The following is a 19,002-nucleotide window of genomic DNA, read 5'->3' as shown; positions in this document are numbered from 1 at the left end:
CGGCGGTCCGCCACGACGACCTGGCCCGGGCCGGGCGTCACTCGGGTGCGGTGAAGCTCCGCCGGCGGTTGTAGGCCAGCACGAGCAGGATGCCGCCGACGGAGAAGGCCACGACGCTCAACAGCAGCAGTACGAGCGGCGAACCCGGCCCGGTGATCGGCAGCCACGCGCCACTCACCTTCGACGGCGAGGGCGTCGGCTGGGGCGCCACGGTGCTGCTGCTCTCCGACGGCGTGGCGGCCGGATCGCTCGGCGTCGGCGTCGCAGTCGGGGCGGCCGGGGTGGGCGTCGAGCCGGTCGGGGTCGCCGTCGGGGTGGCCGGGGCCGGGGCGGCGACGGTCAGGGACACCTCAGTCGTGGCGCTGGTGCTGTATCCCTTCGCCGAGACGGTGAAGGTGAACGTGCCGGCGCTGCCCGGGGTGCCGCGGAGCCGGCCCTCCTCGTCGAGGGTGAGACCGCCCGGCAGTGCCCCGGCGGCCAGGGCGAACGCGATGTCCGAGTCACCGTCGGCGGTGAACCGGAAGGAGTAGGGCTTACCGGCAGTGGCGGCGGGCGGTTCGCCGGAGGTGAACGCCGTCGCCGCCTCGGCGACGACGACTGTGGCCTTCTGCTCGTCGAAGCGGTCGTTCTTGTCGGTCATCCGCAACGTGAACGTGTACGTGCCGGGGGTGGTCGGCGCGCCCCCGAGCGACGTCCCGACCACGAGCATCCCCGGCGGCAGACCGCCCGACGTCACCGACAGCCGGTACGGCGCCGTCCCGCCCGTGGCCTCGACGGTGTGGATCGCGTACACCCGCCCGAGGTACATGGGCGACCGCGGCGTGCCGGACGTGATGACGACAGTCGGCTCGCGTACCTCGATGGTCGCCGTCTGCTCGTCGAAGAGATCGTTCTGGTCGGTCATCCGCAACGTGAACGTGTACGTGCCGGGCGTCGTCGGCGCGCCACCGAGCGACGTCCCCACCACGAGCATCCCCGGCGGCAGACCGCCCGACGTCACCGACAACCGGTACGGCTCGGTGCCACCTGTGGCCTCCACGGTGTGGATCGCGTAGACCTGCCCGATGACCATGACCGGCCGGGGCTTGCCCGAGGTGATGGTGACGGTCTCCGTGACGGCGGTGGCCGGTTGCGCGGTGGCGGGCTGCGCGGCGCCCAGCAGCAACGCCGCGACCATCGTCAGGGCCATGACCGGGCGAAGTGTCCCCATCGCACATCCAGCTCTCGGTCGGAACCGCTCGCGTCCGCCAGCGGGCCACAGTCCAGTCGATCCAGCAGACCCGGAGTCTATTCGACCAGTGCCAGTGACCCCGGGCAATCCACTGATCGGTGATCACCGTGTCGTCGCGACGACAGCCGCGCCCGGCGCGGTCGTGGTGACCGCACCGGGCGCGGGACGTCGTCCGGTACGGAGGCGGGCGGCCGCCTCCGTACCCCTTGGTTCAGAGCGCCGGCGGGGTGAGCATGCCGACGGCGTTCTCCAGCGCGGCGGCGACCCGGTACATCCGGTCGTCGGCCATGGTCGGCGCCATGATCTGGAAGCCGACCGGGAGCCCGTCGGACAGGCCGCACGGCACCGAGATGGCCGGGCCGCCGTACAGGTTCGTCGGGATGGTGAACAGGTCGGCCAGGTACATCTGGTACGGGTCGGCGGTACGCGACCCGATCGGGAACGCCACGAACGGCGTGGTCGGCGAGATCAGCGCGTCGACCTGCTCGAACGCACTGGTGAAGTCCCGCGTGATGAGCGTGCGGACCTTCTGCGCCTGGCCGTAGTAGGCGTCGTAGTAGCCCGAGGAGAGGGCGTACGTGCCGAGCATGATGCGGCGCTTGACCTCGGGGCCGAAGCCGGCCTCGCGGGTCAGCGACATGACCTCCTCCAGCGACCGGTTGCCGTCGTCGCCGACCCGCAGGCCGAACCGGACGCCGTCGAACCGGGCCAGGTTGGAGGAGCACTCGCTCGGCGCGATCAGGTAGTACGCCGGCAGCGCGTACTTGAAGTTCGGGCACGAGACCTCGACGATCTCGGCGCCCAGCTTCGCCAGCGCCTCGGCGGCGTCGCGGAACGCGGCCATCACGCCGGGCTCCGCGCCCTCACCGGTGAACTCGGTGACCACGCCGAGCTTCACGCCGGTCAGGTCGCCGGTGGCGCCGAGCCGCGCCGCGGCCACCACGTCCGGCACCGGGGCCGGGATCGAGGTGGAGTCGCGCGGGTCGTGACCGCCGATCACCTGGTGCAGCAACGCGGCGTCGAGCACGGTACGCGCGCACGGGCCGGGCGTGTCCAGCGACGAGGAGAACGCGACCAGGCCGTAGCGGGAGGTGCCGCCGTAGGTGGGCTTCGCGCCGACGGTGCCGGTGACCGCGCCGGGCTGGCGGATCGAGCCGCCGGTGTCCGAGCCGATCGACAGCGGTGCCTCGTACGCGGCCAGCGCCGCCGCGCTGCCACCGCCGGAGCCGCCCGGGATCCGCTCCAGGTCCCACGGATTGCGGGTCGGCCCGTACGCGGAGTACTCGGTGGAGGAGCCCATCGCGAACTCGTCCATGTTCGTCTTGCCGAGCATCACCGTGCCGGCGTCGCGCAGCCGCTCGACGATCGTCGAGTCGTACGGCGGGCGCCAGCCCTCCAGGATCTTCGACCCGACCGTGGTCGGCACGCCCTTGGTGGTGAGCACGTCCTTCACCGCGACCGGCACACCGGCGAGCGGGCCCAGTTCCTCACCGGCGGCGCGGCGCTCGTCCACGGCACGCGCGGCCGCCAGCGCCCCCTCGGTGTCGACGTGCAGGAACGCGTGCACCCGGTCGTCGACGGCGCCGATCCGGTCCAGGTGGGCCTGGGTGACCTCGACCGCGGAGGTCTCGCCGCTCGCCACCAGCCCGGCGATCTCGACAGCGGTCAACTTCGTCAGGTCGGTCATGAGGCCACATCCTCGTCCAGGATCCGCGGGACGCGGAACCGCTGCTCCTCGGCGTCGGGGGCGCCCGACAGCGCCTCCTGCGGGGTCAGGCCCGGCCGCACCACGTCCTCACGGAGCACGTTCGTCAGCGGCACGGAGTGGGACGTCGGCGGGATGTCCGCCGCGGCGACCTCGCCGACCTGCGCGACCGACTGGAGGATCACATCCAGCTGGCCGGCGAAGGTGTCCAGTTCCTCCTCCGTGACGGCGAGCCGCGACAGTCGCGCGAGGTGCGCGACCTCCTCGCGGGAGATGGCGGCCATCAGTGCCCCCTTCGTGGCTGTCCTGAGACGTCTGCGGTGGGCCGGCCGCGCGTACGGGCGTGCTCGATGACGCGCGGTGACCGGAGCGAGTCTATTGTCCCGCCGTCACGACGACGCCTTCGACTCCCCCTCCGGGGCCGGACCGCTGCGGCTCCCCGCCTCCGCCGGGCGCACCGGACGGTAGCGGGACAGCCAGGCCACCAGGTCCTCGGCCGGCATCGGCCGGGCGTGGAACCAGCCCTGCGCCACGTCGCACCCGGCGGCGTGCAGCATCCGCCAGGTGCGCTCGTCCTCCACGCCCTCGGCGACCACACGCAGCCCGAGCGCCCCGGCCAGTTCGATCATCGAGCGGACGATCGCCGCGTCGTCCGGGTCCTCGGCCATCCCGAGGACGAACGACCGGTCCACCTTCACCTCGGACAGCGGGAGCCGCCGCAGGTGCTGGAGCGACGAGTAACCGGTGCCGAAGTCGTCGAGCGCGATGCCGACGCCGATGCGGTGCAGTTGGGTGATGCTGGCGAGCACCCGCCGCGGGTCGGCCATCAGCGCGCCCTCGGTGATCTCCACCTGGAGGCGCTCCGGCGGCACGCCGTACCGGGCCAGCCGGTCGGCGATCTGGTCGGCGATCTCGCCGGTGTGCAGGTCACGGACGCTGACGTTGAGCGCGGCCCGCAGCGTGAGCCCGGCCGCCGACCACTTGGCGAGCTGCTCCACCACGTCGTCCACCACGCGGCGGGTGAGCAGCCGCATCACCGCGCTCTGCTCGGCGACCTGGATCAGCTCACCCGGGTCGACCATGCCCCGGCGCGGGTGCCGCCAGCGCAGCAGCGCCTCGACGCCCACCACCTCGCCTGTCGCGATGGCGATTTGCGGCTGGTAGTACATGGTGATCTCGCCCGGGTGCCCGGCCTGCTCGTCCGGCCCGGCCACCGTGCTCCCGTCGGCGGTCGGCCCGATGACGCCCGGCGCACCGGTGCTCACTGCGGCCTCCGCGTCCTGGGTGACGTCGGCGTCGGCGGTCTCCGTCTCCGGCGCGAACTCCGCGTCGCCGACCACGAGCGGACCCGCGCCCGGGCCGGTGCCGGCCCGGGCGGCCCGGCGGCGGATCGGGTCGGCGCCGGTGAGGATCCGCTCGATCAGGTCGTCGTCGTGCCGCTCCTCGACGCGCTCGCGGCGCCGTCGCAGCCAGCGGTTCGGCCCGTCGCCGGACCGCCGGCCGCCGTCGCGCGCCGGCCGCTGGTTGCGGGCCGGGCGGTCGGCCCGCACCGGCAGCGCCGGGGTCAGGGCGGCGCCGTCACCCCCGCGTACGCCCACAGTCTCCCCGCCCTGCGCGGACGGGCCGGACTCCAGCACCCGGCGCAGGTCGGCCAGCAGGCTCAGGCGCTCGGCCGAGTTGTGGTCGGACTCCGGCGCGTAGACCGCCACCGTGTCGTTGCGGTGCTTCGCGTCGTACATGGCCACGTCGGCGTGGCGCATCAGGGTGGCGAAGTCCTCGCCGTGGTCGGGGTAGAGCGCGATGCCGATGGCGCCGCCCACGTCCAGCGGCAGCCCGTCCAGCGGCACCGGTTCGGCGAGCGCGGCGACCACCCGGTCGGCCCGCTCGCGAGCCTGGTCGATGTCGGTGAGCCGGGGTACGACGATGGCGAACTCGTCGCCGCCGAGCCGCGCCACCATGTCACCGGCGCCCACAGCGCCCGTCAGCCGGGCGCTCACCTCGACCAGCAGGCGGTCCCCCACCGCGTGCCCGAGCGCGTCGTTGACGTGCTTGAACCGGTCGAGGTCGAGCAGCAGCAGCGCCAGGTGCGCGTCCGGCGCGCCCCGGGCGGCCCGGTCGCCGTGCAGGTGCACCTGCTCGGCCACCTCGGTGAGCAGCGCCTTGCGGTTGGGCAGCCCGGTGAGCGGGTCCACGTCGGCGAGCTGTTCCCGTTCGGCGGAGAGCCGGGCCATCCGGTAGACGGCGAACAGCGGCACCAGCACCAGCGGGATCAGCGCCGCGCTGGCCCGGGCGGCGGCCACCAGCACCGGCGCGAGCAGCAGCAGCGAACCGGTGGCGAGCAGTTCGTAGGCCAGGCCGCTGCGGACGCTCGGCCACCACCTGTCGCCGAAGCGCAACCGGACCGCGGAGCTGACCAGCCCGTAGTTGACCACGAACCAGGCGACCGTCGCGCCGCCCACGGCCGCCACGTCGGTCCAGTGCAGACGGCCGCCGTCGAACAGCTCACCCGGGCCCAGCCGGGTGACCGCGTACGCGGCGGCGAGCGCGCACGCGTACTGCGCGGCGTTGAAGCCGGTACGCCAGGGGGCGTACCCGAGCCGCCAGCCGCTGACCGCGACCGCCACGGCCTGCACCGCGACGGCCGGACCGAAGCCCCAGCCGAGCAGGATGGCGAAGGTGAAGCAGGTCGACGGGAACACCGCCGAGGTCTGCCGCCGGCCGGGCGGGACGAACGGGCGGGCGTCGCAGGCGACGGCGAGCGCCGCCATCGTCCAGAACGCGGCCGGCAGTTCACTCCATCTGTCGGCGAGCGCGACGAGCGGCCCGGCCGAGACCGCCAGGGCGACCACGCCGATCGCGCCGACGAAGCCGAAGAACGGCCCGCTCCGCCCGGGCGGGACGGAGTTACGCGGGTCGCCGGTCTCCATCGCACCTCCCGGGGAACGTCCTGGCGCGCGCCGTCACGCGTCGTACGCCAATGAAACGCCCTCCGAGGCGATTTCCCCGACACGACAGTCACGAATCGGTCGTAGTCGTAATTAACTTGGTATCCGCCGGACGATCGCTGTGACCAGCCTGTCAGTCCTCCACCCGGGCCACCTCGCGGGCCGCCTCCGGGCCGGAGTCCAGCAGCACGCGGAATCCGTCCTCGTCGAGGATCGGCAGTTTCAGGGTGGCGGCCTTGTCCGCCTTGGAGCCGGGATTGTCGCCGACCACCACGAAGCCCGTCTTCTTGGAGACCGAGCCGGTCACCTTGCCGCCCCGGACCTGGATCGCCTCGGCCGCCTGGTCGCGGCTGAACCCGCCGAGCGTGCCGGTGACCACCACCGTGATCCCGTCGAGCGGTCGCGGCCCCTCGTCGGCGGCCTCCTCGGCCATCCGTACGCCCGCCTCGGCCCACTTGCGCACCACGTCGCGGTGCCAGTCGACGGCGAACCACTCCTTGACGCTCGCCGCGATGGTCGGGCCGACGCCGTCCACCGAGGACAGCTCCTCCTCACCGGCGGCCTCGATCGCGGCGACCGAGCGGAAGTGCCGGGCGAGCGCCTGGGCGGCGGTCGGGCCGACGTGCCGGATGGACAGCGCCACCAGCACCCGCCACAGGTCGCGTTCCTTGGCCTCGGCGAGGTTGTCGAGCAGCTTGGTGGCGTTGCTGCCCAGGCTGCCGTCCTTGTTGACAAAGAACGGCGACCGGCTCAACTGCTCGGCGTCGAGCTGGAACAGGTCGCCCTCGTTGGTGATGATCTGGGCGTCCAGCAGCGCCGCCGCGCCCTTCTCGCCGAGCACCTCGATGTCGAGCACCTTGCGGCTGGCCAGGTAGAAGACCCGCTCGCGAATCTGACCGGGGCAGGCCCGCCCGTTGGGGCAGCGGATGTCGACGTCGCTCTCCTTGGCCGGCGCGAGCGGCGTGCCGCAGGCCGGGCAGGTGGTAGGCATGACGAACGGGCGGGCGTCGGCCGGGCGCAGCTCGACCACCGGGCCGAGCACCTCGGGGATCACGTCGCCGGCCTTTCGCAGCACCACCGTGTCGCCGATGAGCACACCCTTGCGCTCGACCTCGCGGGCGTTGTGCAGGGTGGCGTAGGCGACGGTGGAGCCGGCCACCCGCACCGGCTGGAGCACGGCGCGCGGGGTGACCCGGCCGGTGCGCCCGACCTCCACCTCGATGTCGAGCAGCTTGGTGTTGACCTCCTCCGGCGGGTACTTGAAGGCGATCGCCCAGCGGGGCGCGCGGCTGGTCGAGCCGAGGCGGCCCTGGATGGAGACCGGGTCGACCTTGACCACCACGCCGTCGATCTCGTGCTCGACGTCGTGCCGGTGCCTGCCGTAGTAGGCGATGTATTCCGCGACGCCGGCCAGGTCGTCCACCACCCGCCACCGGTCGCTGGTGGGCAGCCCCCACGCCTTGAGCGCGGCGTACGACTCGGACTGCGCGGCCGGCCGGAACCCGGTGCGCGCGCCGACGCCGTGCACCACCAGGCGCAGCGGGCGGGAGGCGGTCACCCGGGGGTCCTTCTGCCGCAGGCTTCCGGCGGCGGCGTTGCGCGGGTTGGCGAACGGCGCCTTGCCCTGCTCGACCAGGCTCGCGTTCAGGTCGGCGAACGCGGCCACCGGGAAGTAGATCTCGCCGCGCACCTCGATCAGGTCGGGCACGTCGGGGAAGTCGCCGGCCGGGGTCAGCCGGGCCGGCACGCCCTTGATGCTGCGCACGTTGGCGGTGACGTCCTCGCCGGTGCGGCCGTCGCCCCGGGTGGCCGCGCGCACCAGCCGGCCCTTCTCGTAGGTGAGGTTGATGGCGAGCCCGTCGACCTTCAGCTCGCACAGGTAGGGCACCGGGCCGCCGGCGTCGCGCTCGACCCGCTCCGACCAGGCGGCCAGTTCCTCGTCGGCGAAGGCGTTGTCGAGCGAGAGCATCCGCTCGGCGTGCGTGACCGGCGTGAAGTCGGTGGAGAAGGTGCCGCCGACCCGCTGGGTGGGCGAGTCGGGGGTGCGCAACGCCGGATATTCGGCCTCCAGCGCCTCCAGCTCCCGCAGCTGCTTGTCGAACTCCGCGTCGGTGACCGTCGGCGCGTCGAGCACGTAGTAGCGGTACTGGTGCTCGGTCAGCTCCTGGCTGAGCGTGGCGTGCCGCTCCCGGGCCGCCGGGGTCGGCTCGGCACCCGCCGCCGCGTCCTGGGCCGCGTCGACCGCTGGGGGAACCGCTTCTTCGGACACGCCGCCGCCTTCGGACACCGCTGTCGACCTCCCGTGTTCGTGCTACCCGAGAACCGTAGCGGTCGGCTGTGACAGTCGTCCGGCCACCCGCGCCGAGCAGGGCGAACGGACGCCTACCGCGCCACCCGGGCGGGTGGGGCCGGGCCGTGCGACGATCGGTCGGCGGTAGTGGGCCACAACGGTCGGAAGGCGGACGACGGATGCGCGACGGGGTGATCTGGGCGCTGGTGATCGCGGCCTGCGTCGCAGCCGGCTGGCTGTGGAACGACTGGCGCCGCCGGGCGGCCGAACGCGCCGGGACGCGCGACCGGGCCGACGGGAAGCGCGACCGGGCCGACGGACGGCGGCCGGGCACCGGGCGGGGCAGCCGCACCGGCGGACCGGACGGCGAACGCCGCGGCACGGAGCGGACCGGCGGTGGACGCCGCGGTGACCGGGCCGGCACCGGGCCACGGGGTGGCCGCACCGCGACGCCGCCGAGGCCGCGGGGCGCCGGACGGACGAGCCGGGACGAGCCCCGGCCCGGGGAGATCTGGTGGGCCGACGTGCCCTACGCCGACGGGACCGGTTCGAAGGTGCGTCCCTGTCTGGTGCTGCGCGTCGACGGCCGGGACGCCGAGGTCCTGAAGATCACCAGCCAGGACAAGTCGGACCGGGACGACCACCTGCCGATCCCGACCCGGGACTGGGATCCGGACGCCGACCACGACAGCTACCTCGACGTCAGCGAGCCGATCCCGGTGCCGCTGGACGCGTTCGCCGACCGGGCCGGCACCTGCGACCCGGACCTGTGGCGGGGCGTCCGCCGGCTGAGCCACCTCACCGGCTGAGCGAGCCGCCTCGCCCCGGCCTCACCCGGAAGGCGGGGTCACGCCGCCGGTCCCCGGCCGTCGCGGGTTAGCCGGCGCCGGACGCCTCCCCGTCGAACGCGTCGGCGAGCGCGGTGAGCTGGCCGGCGTACTCGATCCGCCCCGCCCACCCGGCGGGCCAGGCGGACGTGCCGTACGCGGCCCCGACGAACGCGCCGGCCAGCGCGGCGATGGAGTCCGAGTCACCGGCCGTGGTGGCGCCCCGGGCCAGCGCGCCGACCGGGTCGTCGCCGTGTCGCAGCGCGCAGAGCAGCGCGGTGGCCAGCGCCTCCTCGGCGACCCACCCCTCGCCGGTGAACCGGCACGGGTCGCCGCCGTCGTCCGGGCGGGCCAGCGCCGCCTCCAGCCGGCCGAGCACGCGCAGGCAGTCGTCCCAGCCCCGGGCGACGAACTCGGCCGCGCTGCTCTCGCCGGGCCGCTGCCACAGGTCACCGAGCCAGTCTTCCCGGTAGACGGTGCGCTGCTCCCGGGCCCGCTCGGTGAGCAGGCCGGGCAGCTCCGGCAGCGCCGCGCCGTGGCGCAGCAGCCGGACCGCGTACGCGGTCAGCTCGCTCGCCGCCAGCCCGGTCGGGTGGCCGTGGGTCAGGCCGGCCTGGAGCTGGGCCAGCCCGGCCATCGTGTCCAGGTCGACGTCGAGCAGCCCGACCGGGGTGACGCGCATGTTCGCGCCGCAGCCCTTGGAGCCGGCGACTGTGGCCTCCTGCCAGCGGGAGCCCCGGGCCAGCTCGGCGCAGGCCCGCAGGCAGGTCATGCCCGGGGCGCGGTTGTTCTCCGGGCTCACCGACCAGTCGACGAAGCGCTGCCGCAGCAGCGGCTCCACCACCTCGGCCGTGTACGCGGGCGCGTCGTGCAGCGCCCACGCCACTGCGAGCGCCATCTGCGTGTCGTCGGTGACCAGGGCCGGGTCGCCGGTCAGCTCGCGCGGACCGCCCGGACCGTAGCGCCGGACGATCTCGGTGACGGTGAGGAACTCGGTCGGCTTGCCCAGGGCGTCGCCGTAGGCCAGGCCGAACAGCGAACCGGCGGCGCGGCCGGTGGCGGTGGAGGCGGTCACGGTGGCGATCATGCCCCCGCCGCGCAAGTGGCGGAAGATCAGTCCCAGCAGAGGCAGAACGGGTGGCCGACCGGGTCGGCGTAGACCCGGAAGCCCTCCCCCTCACCGGGGAGCCGCCGTGCGCCGAGCGCCAGCACCGCCTTCTCGGCCGCCTCGATGTCGTCGACGCTCACGTCGAGGTGGAACTGCTGCGGCCGGGCCGGGTCGGGCCAGTCGGGGGTGCGCAGGCCCGGCGCCCGCTGCAAGGCCACCCGCGGCTGGTGCCCGGGTGGGCCGCCGAGCACCACCCACTCGTCGCCGTCGGAGTTCTCCTCCACCACGGGCAGGCCGAGCAGCTCGGAGTAGAAGGCGGCGAGCGCGCGCGGATCGGGGCAGTCGATCACTGTGGAACGCAGTCGTCCAATCATGCCGGTCATCGTGCCCGGCGGGTACGACGGAAAAACGTCAGTCCTCGGCGAGCCGCCGGCCCGCGTCGCGGCAGGCGGTGAGCACCGCGCGGGCGTACCCCGGGGTGGCGCCGGCCAGGCCGCACGCGGGGGTGATCACCACCTGCTCGGCCAGCCGGCGGCGGGGGAAGCCGAGCTGGTCCCAGATCCGCCGGACCCGGTCGGCGACCTCGGCCGACGTCGGCGCCCGGCCGGACGGCGGCGGCAGCGTCGGCGCGGCGCCGGCCAGCAGCCCGAGCCCGGCGTCGATCGCCTCGCCGAGCGGGTCGAGGTCGGTGACCAGCGACAGGTCGAGCGCGACGCCCACCGCGCCGGCGGACCGGATCAGCTCCAGCGGCGCGTCCGGCGCGCAGCAGTGCACGAGCGCCGGAACACCGGCCGCCTCGATCACGTCGTGCAGCAGCGCCCGCGCCACCTCGGTCTCCACCGGACGGTGGGTGCCGAATCCGCTCTCGGTGGGCACCCGGCCGGCCAGCACCGCCGGCAGGGACGGCTCGTCGAGCTGGAGCAGCACCGAGGCACGGGGCAGCCGCCGGGTCACCGCCTCGACGTGCCCGCGCAGCCCTTCGCCGAGCGAGCCGGCGAGGTCGCGTACCGCGCCCGGGTCGCGCAGCATCCGGCCGCCGATCGGCAGCTCCAGCACGGCGGCAAGGGTGAACGGGCCGGCGGCCTGGACCTTGACCGGGCCGGCGTACTCCTCGGCCTGCTCGGCGAGCTGGTCGAGGTCGCGTTCCATCAGGTCGCGGGCACGGCGCACGTCCCGGCCGGGGCGCGGGGCGATCCGCCAGCGGGCCGCGTACAGCTCGACCGGCAGTTCGACGAGCAGGCCGGCGGTGCGGCCGACGATGTCCGCGCCCGGCCCCCGGGCGGGCAGCTCGGGCAGGTGCGGCAGTGCGGGCAGCTCGCCGAGCACGATCCGCTGCGCCTCGGCGATGTCGGTGCCGGGCAGCGACCCGATGCCGGTCGCCGCGCCGGTGGGCCAGGGCCACGCCTGCTCAGTCACGGCCGCAGCCTATCCGCTGCCCGTCGCCGGTCAGGCGGCGGTGATGGTGGCGGAGCCGAGGACCACGTCACCGGCCGGGTCCGGCCGGTAGGCCACTATCGCCTGGCCGGCTGCCACACCCCGGACCGGGCGGCGCAGCGACGCGCGCAGGCCGTCGGCGTCGACCTCGACGGCGGCCGGCACCACGTCGCCGTGCGCCCGGAGCTGCACCTCGCACTCGACCGGCCCGTCCGGGCGCGGCCCGCCGGTCCACACCGGGCGGGTCGCGCGTACGTCGGAGACCTCCAGCGCCTCGGCCGGGCCTACCGTCACCGTGTTCGTGGTCGGGGTGATGGACAGCACGTAGCGGGGCCGGCCGTCCGGCGCCGGACGGTCCAGGTGCAGGCCGCGCCGCTGTCCGACGGTGTACTGGTAGGCGCCGCTGTGGCTGCCCACCACCGCGCCGGTGAGCGCGTCCACCACCTGGCCCGGCGCCTCGCCGAGCCGCTCGGCGAGGAAGCCGCGGGTGTCGCCGTCGGCGATGAAGCAGATGTCGTGCGAGTCCGGCTTGTCGGCCACGGCGAGGCCGCGCCGGGCGGCCTCCGCGCGCACCTCGGCCTTCGTCGAGTCGCCGAGCGGGAAGATCGACCGGTCGAGCTGCGCGCGGGTCAGCACCGCCAGCACGTACGACTGGTCCTTGGCCGCGTCCACGCTGCGTCGCAGCAGGCCGTCCGCGCCGAGCCGGGCGTGGTGGCCGGTCACCACCGCGTCGAAGCCCAGGGCCACGGCCCGGTCCAGCACCGCGGCGAACTTGATCTTCTCGTTGCAGCGCAGGCAGGGATTCGGGGTACGCCCCGCGGCGTACTCGGCCACGAAGTCGTCCACCACGTCGTCGTGGAACCGGTCGGCCATGTCCCACACGTAGAACGGGATGCCGAGCACGTCGGCGGCGCGCCGGGCGTCCCGGGAGTCCTCCAGCGTGCAGCAGCCCCGGGCGCCGGTGCGGTACGTCTGCGGGTTACGGGCCAGGGCCAGGTGCACGCCCGTCACGTCGTGCCCGGCCTCCACCGCCCGTGCCGCCGCGACGGCGGAGTCCACCCCGCCCGACATCGCCGCCAGAACCCTCACCGGCCCACTCCCCTCGTCCTCACCGAGGGTATCCGGGTCAGCGGGGAGTACGGAGGGCGGCCGCGCGGCGGGCCCGCTCCACCGCTGCGGGCAGCGCGGCGATCAGCGCGTCCACGTCCGCGCCGGTGCTCGTGTGGCCGAGCGTGAAGCGCAGCGAGGACCGGGCCCGGTCGTCGTCGGCGCCCATCGCCAGCAGCACGTGCGAGGGCTGGGCCACCCCGGCGGAGCAGGCCGACCCGGTCGAGCAGGCGATGCCCTGGGCGTCCAGGAGCAGCAGCAGCGCGTCTCCCTCGCAGCCGGGGAAGGAGAAGTGCGCGTTGCCCGGGAGCCGGTCGGCCGGGTCGCCGTTGAAGATCACCTCGGGGACGGCCTGCCGGACCCGCTCGACCAGCTCGTCGCGGAGCGCGGCGACGCGGGCGGCGTACTCCTGCTGGCCCTTGACCGCGGCCTCGACGGCGACCGCGAACGCGACGATGCCGGCGGTGTCCAGCGTCCCGGAGCGTACGTCGCGCTCCTGGCCGCCGCCGTGCAGCAGCGGGGTGGCCGCCACGTCGCGGGCCAGCAGCAGCGCGCCCACACCGGCCGGGCCGCCGAGCTTGTGCCCGGTCACGGTGAGCGCCGACACGCCGCTGGCGGCGAAGTCGACCGGTACCTGCCCGACCGCCTGGATGGCGTCGGTGTGGAACGGCACCCCGTGTTCGGCGGCGACGGCGGCCAGCTCGGCCACCGGCTGGACGGTGCCCACCTCGTTGTTGGCCCACATGGCGGTGACCACCGCGACACGCTCGCCGTGCTCGGCCAGCTCGGCGCGCAGTCGCTCCGGATCGAGCCGTCCGGTCGCGTCGACCGGCAGCCAGCCGGCCTGCGCGCCCTCGTGCTCGACCAGCCAGTCCACCGCGTCGAGGACGGCGTGGTGCTCGACCGCGCTGGAGACCACCCGGACCCGGTCGGCCCGGGCGGCGCGACGAGCCCAGAAGACGCCCTTCACGGCGAGGTTGTCGCTCTCCGTGCCGCCGCCGGTGAAGATCACCTCGGAAGGGCGGGCGCCGAGCGCGGCGGCCACCCGCTCGCGGGACTCCTCCACCCGCCGCCGGGCCCGGCGGCCCGCCGCGTGCAGCGACGAGGCGTTGCCGACCTCGCGGGCGGCAGCGACGTACGCCTCGAGTGCCTCGTCCAGCATCGGGGTCGTCGCCGCGTGATCAAGGTATGCCATCACGGTTCAGCCTAACGGCCTGCGTACCAGGCACCGGGGGCCGGACCGCCCCGTCCCACCCGGGGGCGGTCCGGCCCGCTCTCGCGCGCTCACGCGGGAACGGCCGTGATCACGATGTTGTCCCGGTAGCTGCGGGTCTTCGAGTCGAACGGCCCGCCGCAGGTGATCAGCGTGAGGCGGGGTTCACCGTCGCGCGCGAAGTACCGCTCCAGCGGGATCTTCGACTTCCGGTACTCCTCCCGGGCCACCACCCGGTAGGAGCGCTCGCGGCCGTCCGAGCCGGTGGCGGTGAGCTCGTCCCCCTGGCCCAGCTCACGCAGCCGGAAGAACGCACCCTTGCCCTGCTCGGCGCTGTCCACGTGCCCGGCGATCACCACCGAGCCGGCGCCGGCCTCCAGGCCCGGGCCGTAGCGGTACCAGCCGACCTGGTCCACGCTGGGCGGCACCTCGAACTCGTCGGTGCGCTCGTTGACGCCCACCGGGTTGACGGTGGCGGTGACCCGGATCGGCGGGATGCTCAGCTTCACCGGCGGCACGATCTCGCTGTCGGCCGGCAGCGTCCCCGGGTTCACCGGTACCGAGCCGCCGCCGGTTGCCGTCGCCGCCGGTGTGGGCGTGGGCGTGGCGCCGGCCAGGGCGGTCACCTCGTCGCCGCCGACGTCCTCGGCGGGCTCGGATCCGCACGCCACCACACCCGCCAGGGTGAGCGCGGCGGCGCCGGCGGCCATCGCCGCCAGCGCCCCGCGGTTGCGCACCGTCACCGGCGACCGGCCCGGGCGGTTGCCGCCACCCGCGCCCCGCCGCCGACCAGGAGCAGCACGCCGGCCCCGGCCAGCACGTACCACCAGGTGTCCACGCCGGTGCCGGCCTGGCCGCCGGTGCCGCTGGGCACGCCGCCCGGCGCCGAGTGCAGGCCGTTGATGGTCTGGGCGACCACGCTCAGGTTCTTCGCCTCGGCCGAGCCGATCGCGTAGACGATGGTGGCGGTGCCCTCCTTCAGGTTCAGGTCGGCCGGGCCGATGGCGACGGTGTCGGTGCCGGCGAGCACCACGTCCGCCTCGACCGAGCCGGCCGCCACGTCCGCCTTCGCCTCCTTCGGGTTGGTCAGGCCCTCGAAGACCGGCTTGCCGCCGGCCCGCACGTCGACGGCCGGGGCGGCGGCGGTGTGCCGGACGATCAGCCGGGCCTTGCCGGCGCCCACCTTGGACACGTCGTTGACGAACGGGGTGATCTGCGGCTCGCCGGCGGCGCTCAGGTGGGCGGCGAGGCTGATGTTCGCCCCGCCCGGCACCGCGGCGTCGTCCACCTTCAGGATCGCCTTGTCGATCGCCTCACCCGGCTTGGTCAGGGCGATGTCGTACTCCCCCTCGGGCAGGGTGAGCGGGCCGGCGACGTCGCCGGGCTTGAAGTTGTTCAGCGTCTTCTCGCCGTTGACGTACACGTCGACCGGGGTGTCCGGGATGCCGTGGACCACGGAGACCTTCGACGAGGCGGCGTAGGCCGGACTCATGGTGGCGGCGCCGACGCCGGCGAAGGTGAGGGCGGCCACCGCGCCGCCCGCGGCGACCCGACGGAACATCGCGTACTGCATTGTCTGCCTCCTGGTGGTTGGTGCTGATTCGTCAGGCCTGGCTTGCAGAACGGGTTACGCCGGCTCCGTCGCCCCCGGATGCGCCCGGATCCGATTTCTTTTTCCCGTCTCCGGGCGCATCCGCCGGACCCTCCGACGACGAAGGAGAGGTGACGAGGGTCGTGACCGACACACCGGGAGAGTGGGGCGAAGGCTGTGGGAGTTACAGTCGGGCATGCCCCACGGAAGGCGAGCCGCCCGGTGACGGCGGCGAGGCAGGGCCCCGAACCGCCGGGCGAGGACGACCTCGCCACCCGGTTCCGCGACGGCGACGAGGCGGCCCTGCGAGAGGCGTACGACAGGTACGGGCGAGCGGTGCTGCACCTGGCCACCACGACGCTCGTGAACCGCAGCGACGCCGAGGACGTGACCCAGGCGACGTTCGTCGCCGCCTGGCTCGGCCGGGAGACGTTCGACCCGGCGAAAGGCTCACTGGTCGGCTGGCTGCTCGGAATCGGGCGGCGCAAGGTGGTCGACCGGATCCGGGCCTCGGCCCGGGAGACCCGGGTGGTCGAGACGGTGAAGCAACTGCCGGAGCCGGTCTCCACCGGCCCCGACCCGGACACCGTGGTCGACCGCCTGGTGGTCGCCGACGAGCTGGCCCGGCTCCCCGACGAGCAGCGCCGGATGCTGGAGCTGGCGTTCTACGACGACCTGACACACCAGCAGATCGCGGCGGTGACCGGAGTGCCGCTCGGCACCGTCAAGAGTCACATCAGACGCGGCATGCAGAGCCTGAAACGCAGATGGGAGGTGGACGGTGCAGCACCTGGACCACGACCGGCTGGTCTTTCTGGCGCTCGGTGAGAGCGAGGCGGCTGACGGCGAGGCCACCCATCTGGACACCTGCGACCACTGCCGGGGCGAGGTGGAGACGCTCCAGCACGTCGCCGGGCTCGGCGCGGGCACCCAGGGCCTGGCCGAGCTGCCCGACCCGCCGGAGCACATCTGGCAGGGCATCATGGCCGAGGTCCGGGCCGCCGAGCAGCTGCCGGCGCTGACCGACAGGCGCCTGCCGCGCCCGGCCGACCCGGTGGAGCCGGCCGCCGTACCCGTCGTGGCACGTCGTCCGCGGCGGAGCCGGCGCTGGCCGGGTTGGGCGACCACGGCGGTCACCGCCACAGCCGCCGCGGTGATCGGCGTGGCCGGAACCGCCGCGGTGCTCGGCGGCGGCGAGGAGACCGATCCCCGGCCGCCGGTGCTGGCCAGCGCTCCGCTCGCCGCGTTCGGTTCGACGCCGAAGGACGCCTCCGGCGACGCCCGGGTGCTCGGTGACCACCGATTGCATCTGCACGTGGCGAATCTCCCGACCGTTCCGGGGTACTACGAGGTCTGGCTGATCGATCCGAACACGATGGATATGTTCTCCGTGGGTACGCTGAGCAACGGATCAGGGGACGCGCTCCTGCCGATCCCCCCGAACGTCGACCTGCGTACCTACACCGTGGTCGACGTCAGCGCGGAGCAGTACGACAACAAGCCCGGCCACTCCGGCGACAGCCTGCTGAGGGGCACCCTGACGGGCTGATCGGCGGGCCGGCTCAGCTCCCCGGCCCGCCGATCAGCTCCCTACGAGAAAGGCCGCCGCCCGGTGCACCGGGCGGCGGCCTTCTTTCACGCGACGCTCACTTGCGCTTGCGGATCTCCTCGGCGGCCTGCGGGACGACCTTGAACAGGTCGCCGACCACGCCGTAGTCGGCCAGCTCGAAGATCGGCGCCTCGGCGTCCTTGTTCACCGCGACGATGGTCTTCGAGGTCTGCATGCCGGCCCGGTGCTGGATCGCACCGGAGATGCCCAGCGCGACGTAGAGCTGCGGGGAGACGGTCTTGCCGGTCTGGCCCACCTGGAACTGGTGCGGGTAGTAGCCGGAGTCGACTGCCGCGCGGGACGCGCCGACCGCGCCGCCGAGCAGGTCGGCCATCTCCTCGACCAGCTTGAAGTTGTCGGCGTTGCCGACACCGCGACCGCCGGAGACGACGACCGACGCCTCGGTCAGCTCGGGGCGGGAGCCCTTCTGCTCGGCGACCCGCTCGACGACCTTGGCGAGCTTGTCCGCGTCGGTGACCGACACGGTGAGCTGCTCGACGGCCGGGGTGGCAGCGGCCGGGGCCGGGTTGAGCGAGTTCGGCCGGACGGTGACCAGCGGCAGGCCCTTGGTGACCTTGGACTTGACGATGGTGGAGCCGGCGAACGCGACCTGGGTGGCGGTGCCGTCGGCGGCCAGGCCGACCACGTCGGTCAGGATGCCGTTGTCCAGCTTGACCGCGAGGCGGGCGGCGATCTCCTTGCCCTCCTGCGACGAGGCGAGCAGCACGGCGGCCGGCTGGACGCGCTTGACCAGCTCGGCGACCACCGTGGCCTTGGGGGCCACCAGGTAGCCGTCGATCTCCTCGCCCTCGGCGGCGTAGATCTTCTCCGCGCCGTACTCGCCGAGCTTGGCGCTCAGCGCCTCGGCGGCGCCGGCGCCACCGAGGACGACGGCGCTCGGGGTGCCCAGCTCGCGGGCGAGGGTGAGCATCTCCAGGGTGACCTTCTTGACGCCGAATTCCTTCGTGGCTTCGACGACGACGAGAACCTCAGACATGTCAGTGACCTCTCACACGAACTTCTCGGTGGCGAGGAACTCGACCAGCTTCACGCCGCCCTCGCCCTCGTCGGTGATCTTCTCGCCGCCGGAGCGCGGCGGGCGCTTGGAGTGCTCCACCACGGCGCTGGTGGCGCCGTCGAAGCCCACCTCGGCCGGGGCCACGCCCAGGTCGCCCAGGGAGAGCGTCTGCACCGGCTTCTTCTTGGCCGCCATGATGCCCTTGAAGGACGGGTAGCGCGGCTCGTTGATGGTGTCCCAGACGGAGACCACGGCCGGGGTCGAGGCGGTGACCACCTCGTAGCCCTCCTCGGTCTGCCGCTCGACGGTCAGGTTCGACCCGTCGACGGTGAGCTTGCGCGCGCCGGTCAGGGCAGCCACGCCCAGCCGCTCGGCGATCATGTGCGGCATGACCTGGACCCGGCCGTCGGTCGACTCGGCGCCGCAGATGACCAGGTCGGCGTTGAGCTGCCCGAGGGCGGCGGCCAGCACCTTCGAGGTGGCCACCGCACAGGAGCCGTGCAGGGCGTCGTCCACCACGTGGACGGCCTTGTCCGGGCCCATGGAGAGCGCCTTGCGGATCGACTCGGTCGCCCGGTCCGGACCCATGGTCAGGATGGTGACCTCGCCGCCGTGCGCCTCCTTGATCTTCAACGCCTCTTCGATGGCGTACTCGTCCATCTCGTTGATGACGTTGTTCGCCGAACCGCGGTCGACGGTGTTGTCGTCAGAACGCAGGTTGCGGTCCGCGCCCGAATCGGGCACCTGCTTGACGAGTACGACGATGTTCATCGCGCTTCGACGACCCTCCTGTTTGGTGTAGCGATCACTCGCCCGGTCACGGGCGCAGCCTCCCGCGTGACGCAACGTGGGTCAACCGCGGGCTGCTGTGCACTTCCCCACGGAGCAATGTTACCCGCAAGTAGCATGGCCACCCCGGCGGCC

17 protein-coding genes are annotated in these 19,002 nt (G+C 73.9%); 3 read left to right on the top strand and 14 right to left on the bottom strand.

Features of this window, described 5'->3' with window-relative positions; translation table 11 throughout:
- Window positions 1-37 precede the first annotated feature (37 nt).
- The 5 genes from ML5_RS07660 to ligA form a co-directional block, all read right to left on the bottom strand.
- Window positions 38-1,189: a putative Ig domain-containing protein gene (locus ML5_RS07660; RefSeq protein ID WP_236619376.1), complete on the bottom strand. Its 1,152-nt coding sequence runs from the start codon at window positions 1,187-1,189 to the stop codon at window positions 38-40.
- A gap of 253 nt (window positions 1,190-1,442) precedes the next feature.
- Window positions 1,443-2,918, bottom strand: a complete 1,476-nt coding sequence (gene gatA / locus ML5_RS07655) for an Asp-tRNA(Asn)/Glu-tRNA(Gln) amidotransferase subunit GatA (protein ID WP_013474302.1) — start codon at window positions 2,916-2,918, stop codon at window positions 1,443-1,445.
- Entirely contained in the window at window positions 2,915-3,220 is a 306-nt protein-coding gene (gene gatC / locus ML5_RS07650; protein ID WP_013284468.1) for an Asp-tRNA(Asn)/Glu-tRNA(Gln) amidotransferase subunit GatC, read from the bottom strand. Before gatC ends, gatA begins: the two co-directional genes overlap by 4 nt.
- Before the next feature lie 105 nt (window positions 3,221-3,325).
- Window positions 3,326-5,863 carry a bifunctional diguanylate cyclase/phosphodiesterase gene (locus ML5_RS07645; RefSeq protein WP_013474301.1) on the bottom strand — a complete coding sequence of 846 codons (2,538 nt, stop codon included), beginning with the start codon at window positions 5,861-5,863 and terminating at the stop codon, window positions 3,326-3,328.
- A gap of 151 nt (window positions 5,864-6,014) precedes the next feature.
- Window positions 6,015-8,168 (bottom strand): NAD-dependent DNA ligase LigA, encoded by a 2,154-nt coding sequence (ligA, locus tag ML5_RS07640; RefSeq protein ID WP_013474300.1) that lies wholly within the window; start codon window positions 8,166-8,168, stop codon window positions 6,015-6,017.
- A 182-nt stretch (window positions 8,169-8,350) separates the two neighbouring features.
- Here ligA and ML5_RS07635 point away from each other — a divergent pair, with 182 nt between their 5' ends.
- Window positions 8,351-8,980, top strand: a complete 630-nt coding sequence (locus ML5_RS07635; protein WP_013474299.1) for a type II toxin-antitoxin system PemK/MazF family toxin — start codon at window positions 8,351-8,353, stop codon at window positions 8,978-8,980.
- 67 nt (window positions 8,981-9,047) lie between these two features.
- On the opposite strand, the gene ML5_RS07630 is transcribed toward ML5_RS07635, so the two are convergent.
- The 7 genes from ML5_RS07630 to ML5_RS07600 all read right to left on the bottom strand — a co-directional run bounded on the left by ML5_RS07630 (window position 9,048) and on the right by ML5_RS07600 (window position 15,433).
- A complete protein-coding gene (locus tag ML5_RS07630; RefSeq protein WP_013474298.1) occupies window positions 9,048-10,085 on the bottom strand; it encodes an ADP-ribosylglycohydrolase family protein in 1,038 nt (345 codons plus the stop codon).
- Between the two features lie 26 nt (window positions 10,086-10,111).
- Window positions 10,112-10,480 carry a VOC family protein gene (locus ML5_RS07625; protein ID WP_030270144.1) on the bottom strand — a complete coding sequence of 123 codons (369 nt, stop codon included), beginning with the start codon at window positions 10,478-10,480 and terminating at the stop codon, window positions 10,112-10,114.
- A 37-nt stretch (window positions 10,481-10,517) separates the two neighbouring features.
- On the bottom strand, window positions 10,518-11,522 hold the full coding sequence (locus ML5_RS07620) for a methionine synthase (protein ID WP_013474297.1): 1,005 nt from the start codon (window positions 11,520-11,522) through the stop codon (window positions 10,518-10,520).
- A 30-nt stretch (window positions 11,523-11,552) separates the two neighbouring features.
- On the bottom strand, window positions 11,553-12,629 hold the full coding sequence (gene mnmA / locus ML5_RS07615; RefSeq protein ID WP_013284461.1) for a tRNA 2-thiouridine(34) synthase MnmA: 1,077 nt from the start codon (window positions 12,627-12,629) through the stop codon (window positions 11,553-11,555).
- Between the two features lie 37 nt (window positions 12,630-12,666).
- Window positions 12,667-13,842, bottom strand: coding sequence for a cysteine desulfurase family protein (locus ML5_RS07610; RefSeq protein WP_013474296.1), 1,176 nt, complete (start codon window positions 13,840-13,842; stop codon window positions 12,667-12,669).
- A gap of 89 nt (window positions 13,843-13,931) precedes the next feature.
- Window positions 13,932-14,603, bottom strand: coding sequence for a class F sortase (locus ML5_RS07605; RefSeq protein WP_013284459.1), 672 nt, complete (start codon window positions 14,601-14,603; stop codon window positions 13,932-13,934).
- The gene (locus tag ML5_RS07600; protein WP_013474295.1) at window positions 14,600-15,433 is read right to left on the bottom strand and encodes a DUF4397 domain-containing protein; all 834 of its coding nucleotides are present in this window, start codon (window positions 15,431-15,433) and stop codon (window positions 14,600-14,602) included. The genes ML5_RS07605 and ML5_RS07600 overlap by 4 nt, the downstream gene beginning before the upstream one ends.
- Before the next feature lie 240 nt (window positions 15,434-15,673).
- Between ML5_RS07600 and ML5_RS07595 the strand changes: the two genes are divergently transcribed.
- Window positions 15,674-16,279: an RNA polymerase sigma factor gene (locus tag ML5_RS07595; RefSeq protein ID WP_013284457.1), complete on the top strand. Its 606-nt coding sequence runs from the start codon at window positions 15,674-15,676 to the stop codon at window positions 16,277-16,279.
- Window positions 16,233-17,000, top strand: a complete 768-nt coding sequence (locus ML5_RS07590; RefSeq protein WP_013474294.1) for an anti-sigma factor domain-containing protein — start codon at window positions 16,233-16,235, stop codon at window positions 16,998-17,000. The genes ML5_RS07595 and ML5_RS07590 overlap by 47 nt, the downstream gene beginning before the upstream one ends.
- 97 nt (window positions 17,001-17,097) lie before the next feature.
- Here ML5_RS07590 and ML5_RS07585 read toward each other — a convergent pair whose 3' ends face one another.
- A complete protein-coding gene (locus ML5_RS07585) occupies window positions 17,098-18,057 on the bottom strand; it encodes an electron transfer flavoprotein subunit alpha/FixB family protein (RefSeq protein ID WP_013474293.1) in 960 nt (319 codons plus the stop codon).
- A 12-nt stretch (window positions 18,058-18,069) separates the two neighbouring features.
- The gene (locus ML5_RS07580; protein WP_013284454.1) at window positions 18,070-18,849 is read right to left on the bottom strand and encodes an electron transfer flavoprotein subunit beta/FixA family protein; all 780 of its coding nucleotides are present in this window, start codon (window positions 18,847-18,849) and stop codon (window positions 18,070-18,072) included.
- Window positions 18,850-19,002 lie beyond the last annotated feature (153 nt).

Origin of the sequence: Micromonospora sp. L5 (assembly GCF_000177655.2) — a bacterium.
GTDB lineage: Bacteria > Actinomycetota > Actinomycetes > Mycobacteriales > Micromonosporaceae > Micromonospora > Micromonospora aurantiaca.
This window is presented reverse-complemented; position numbering and strand designations above follow the sequence as displayed.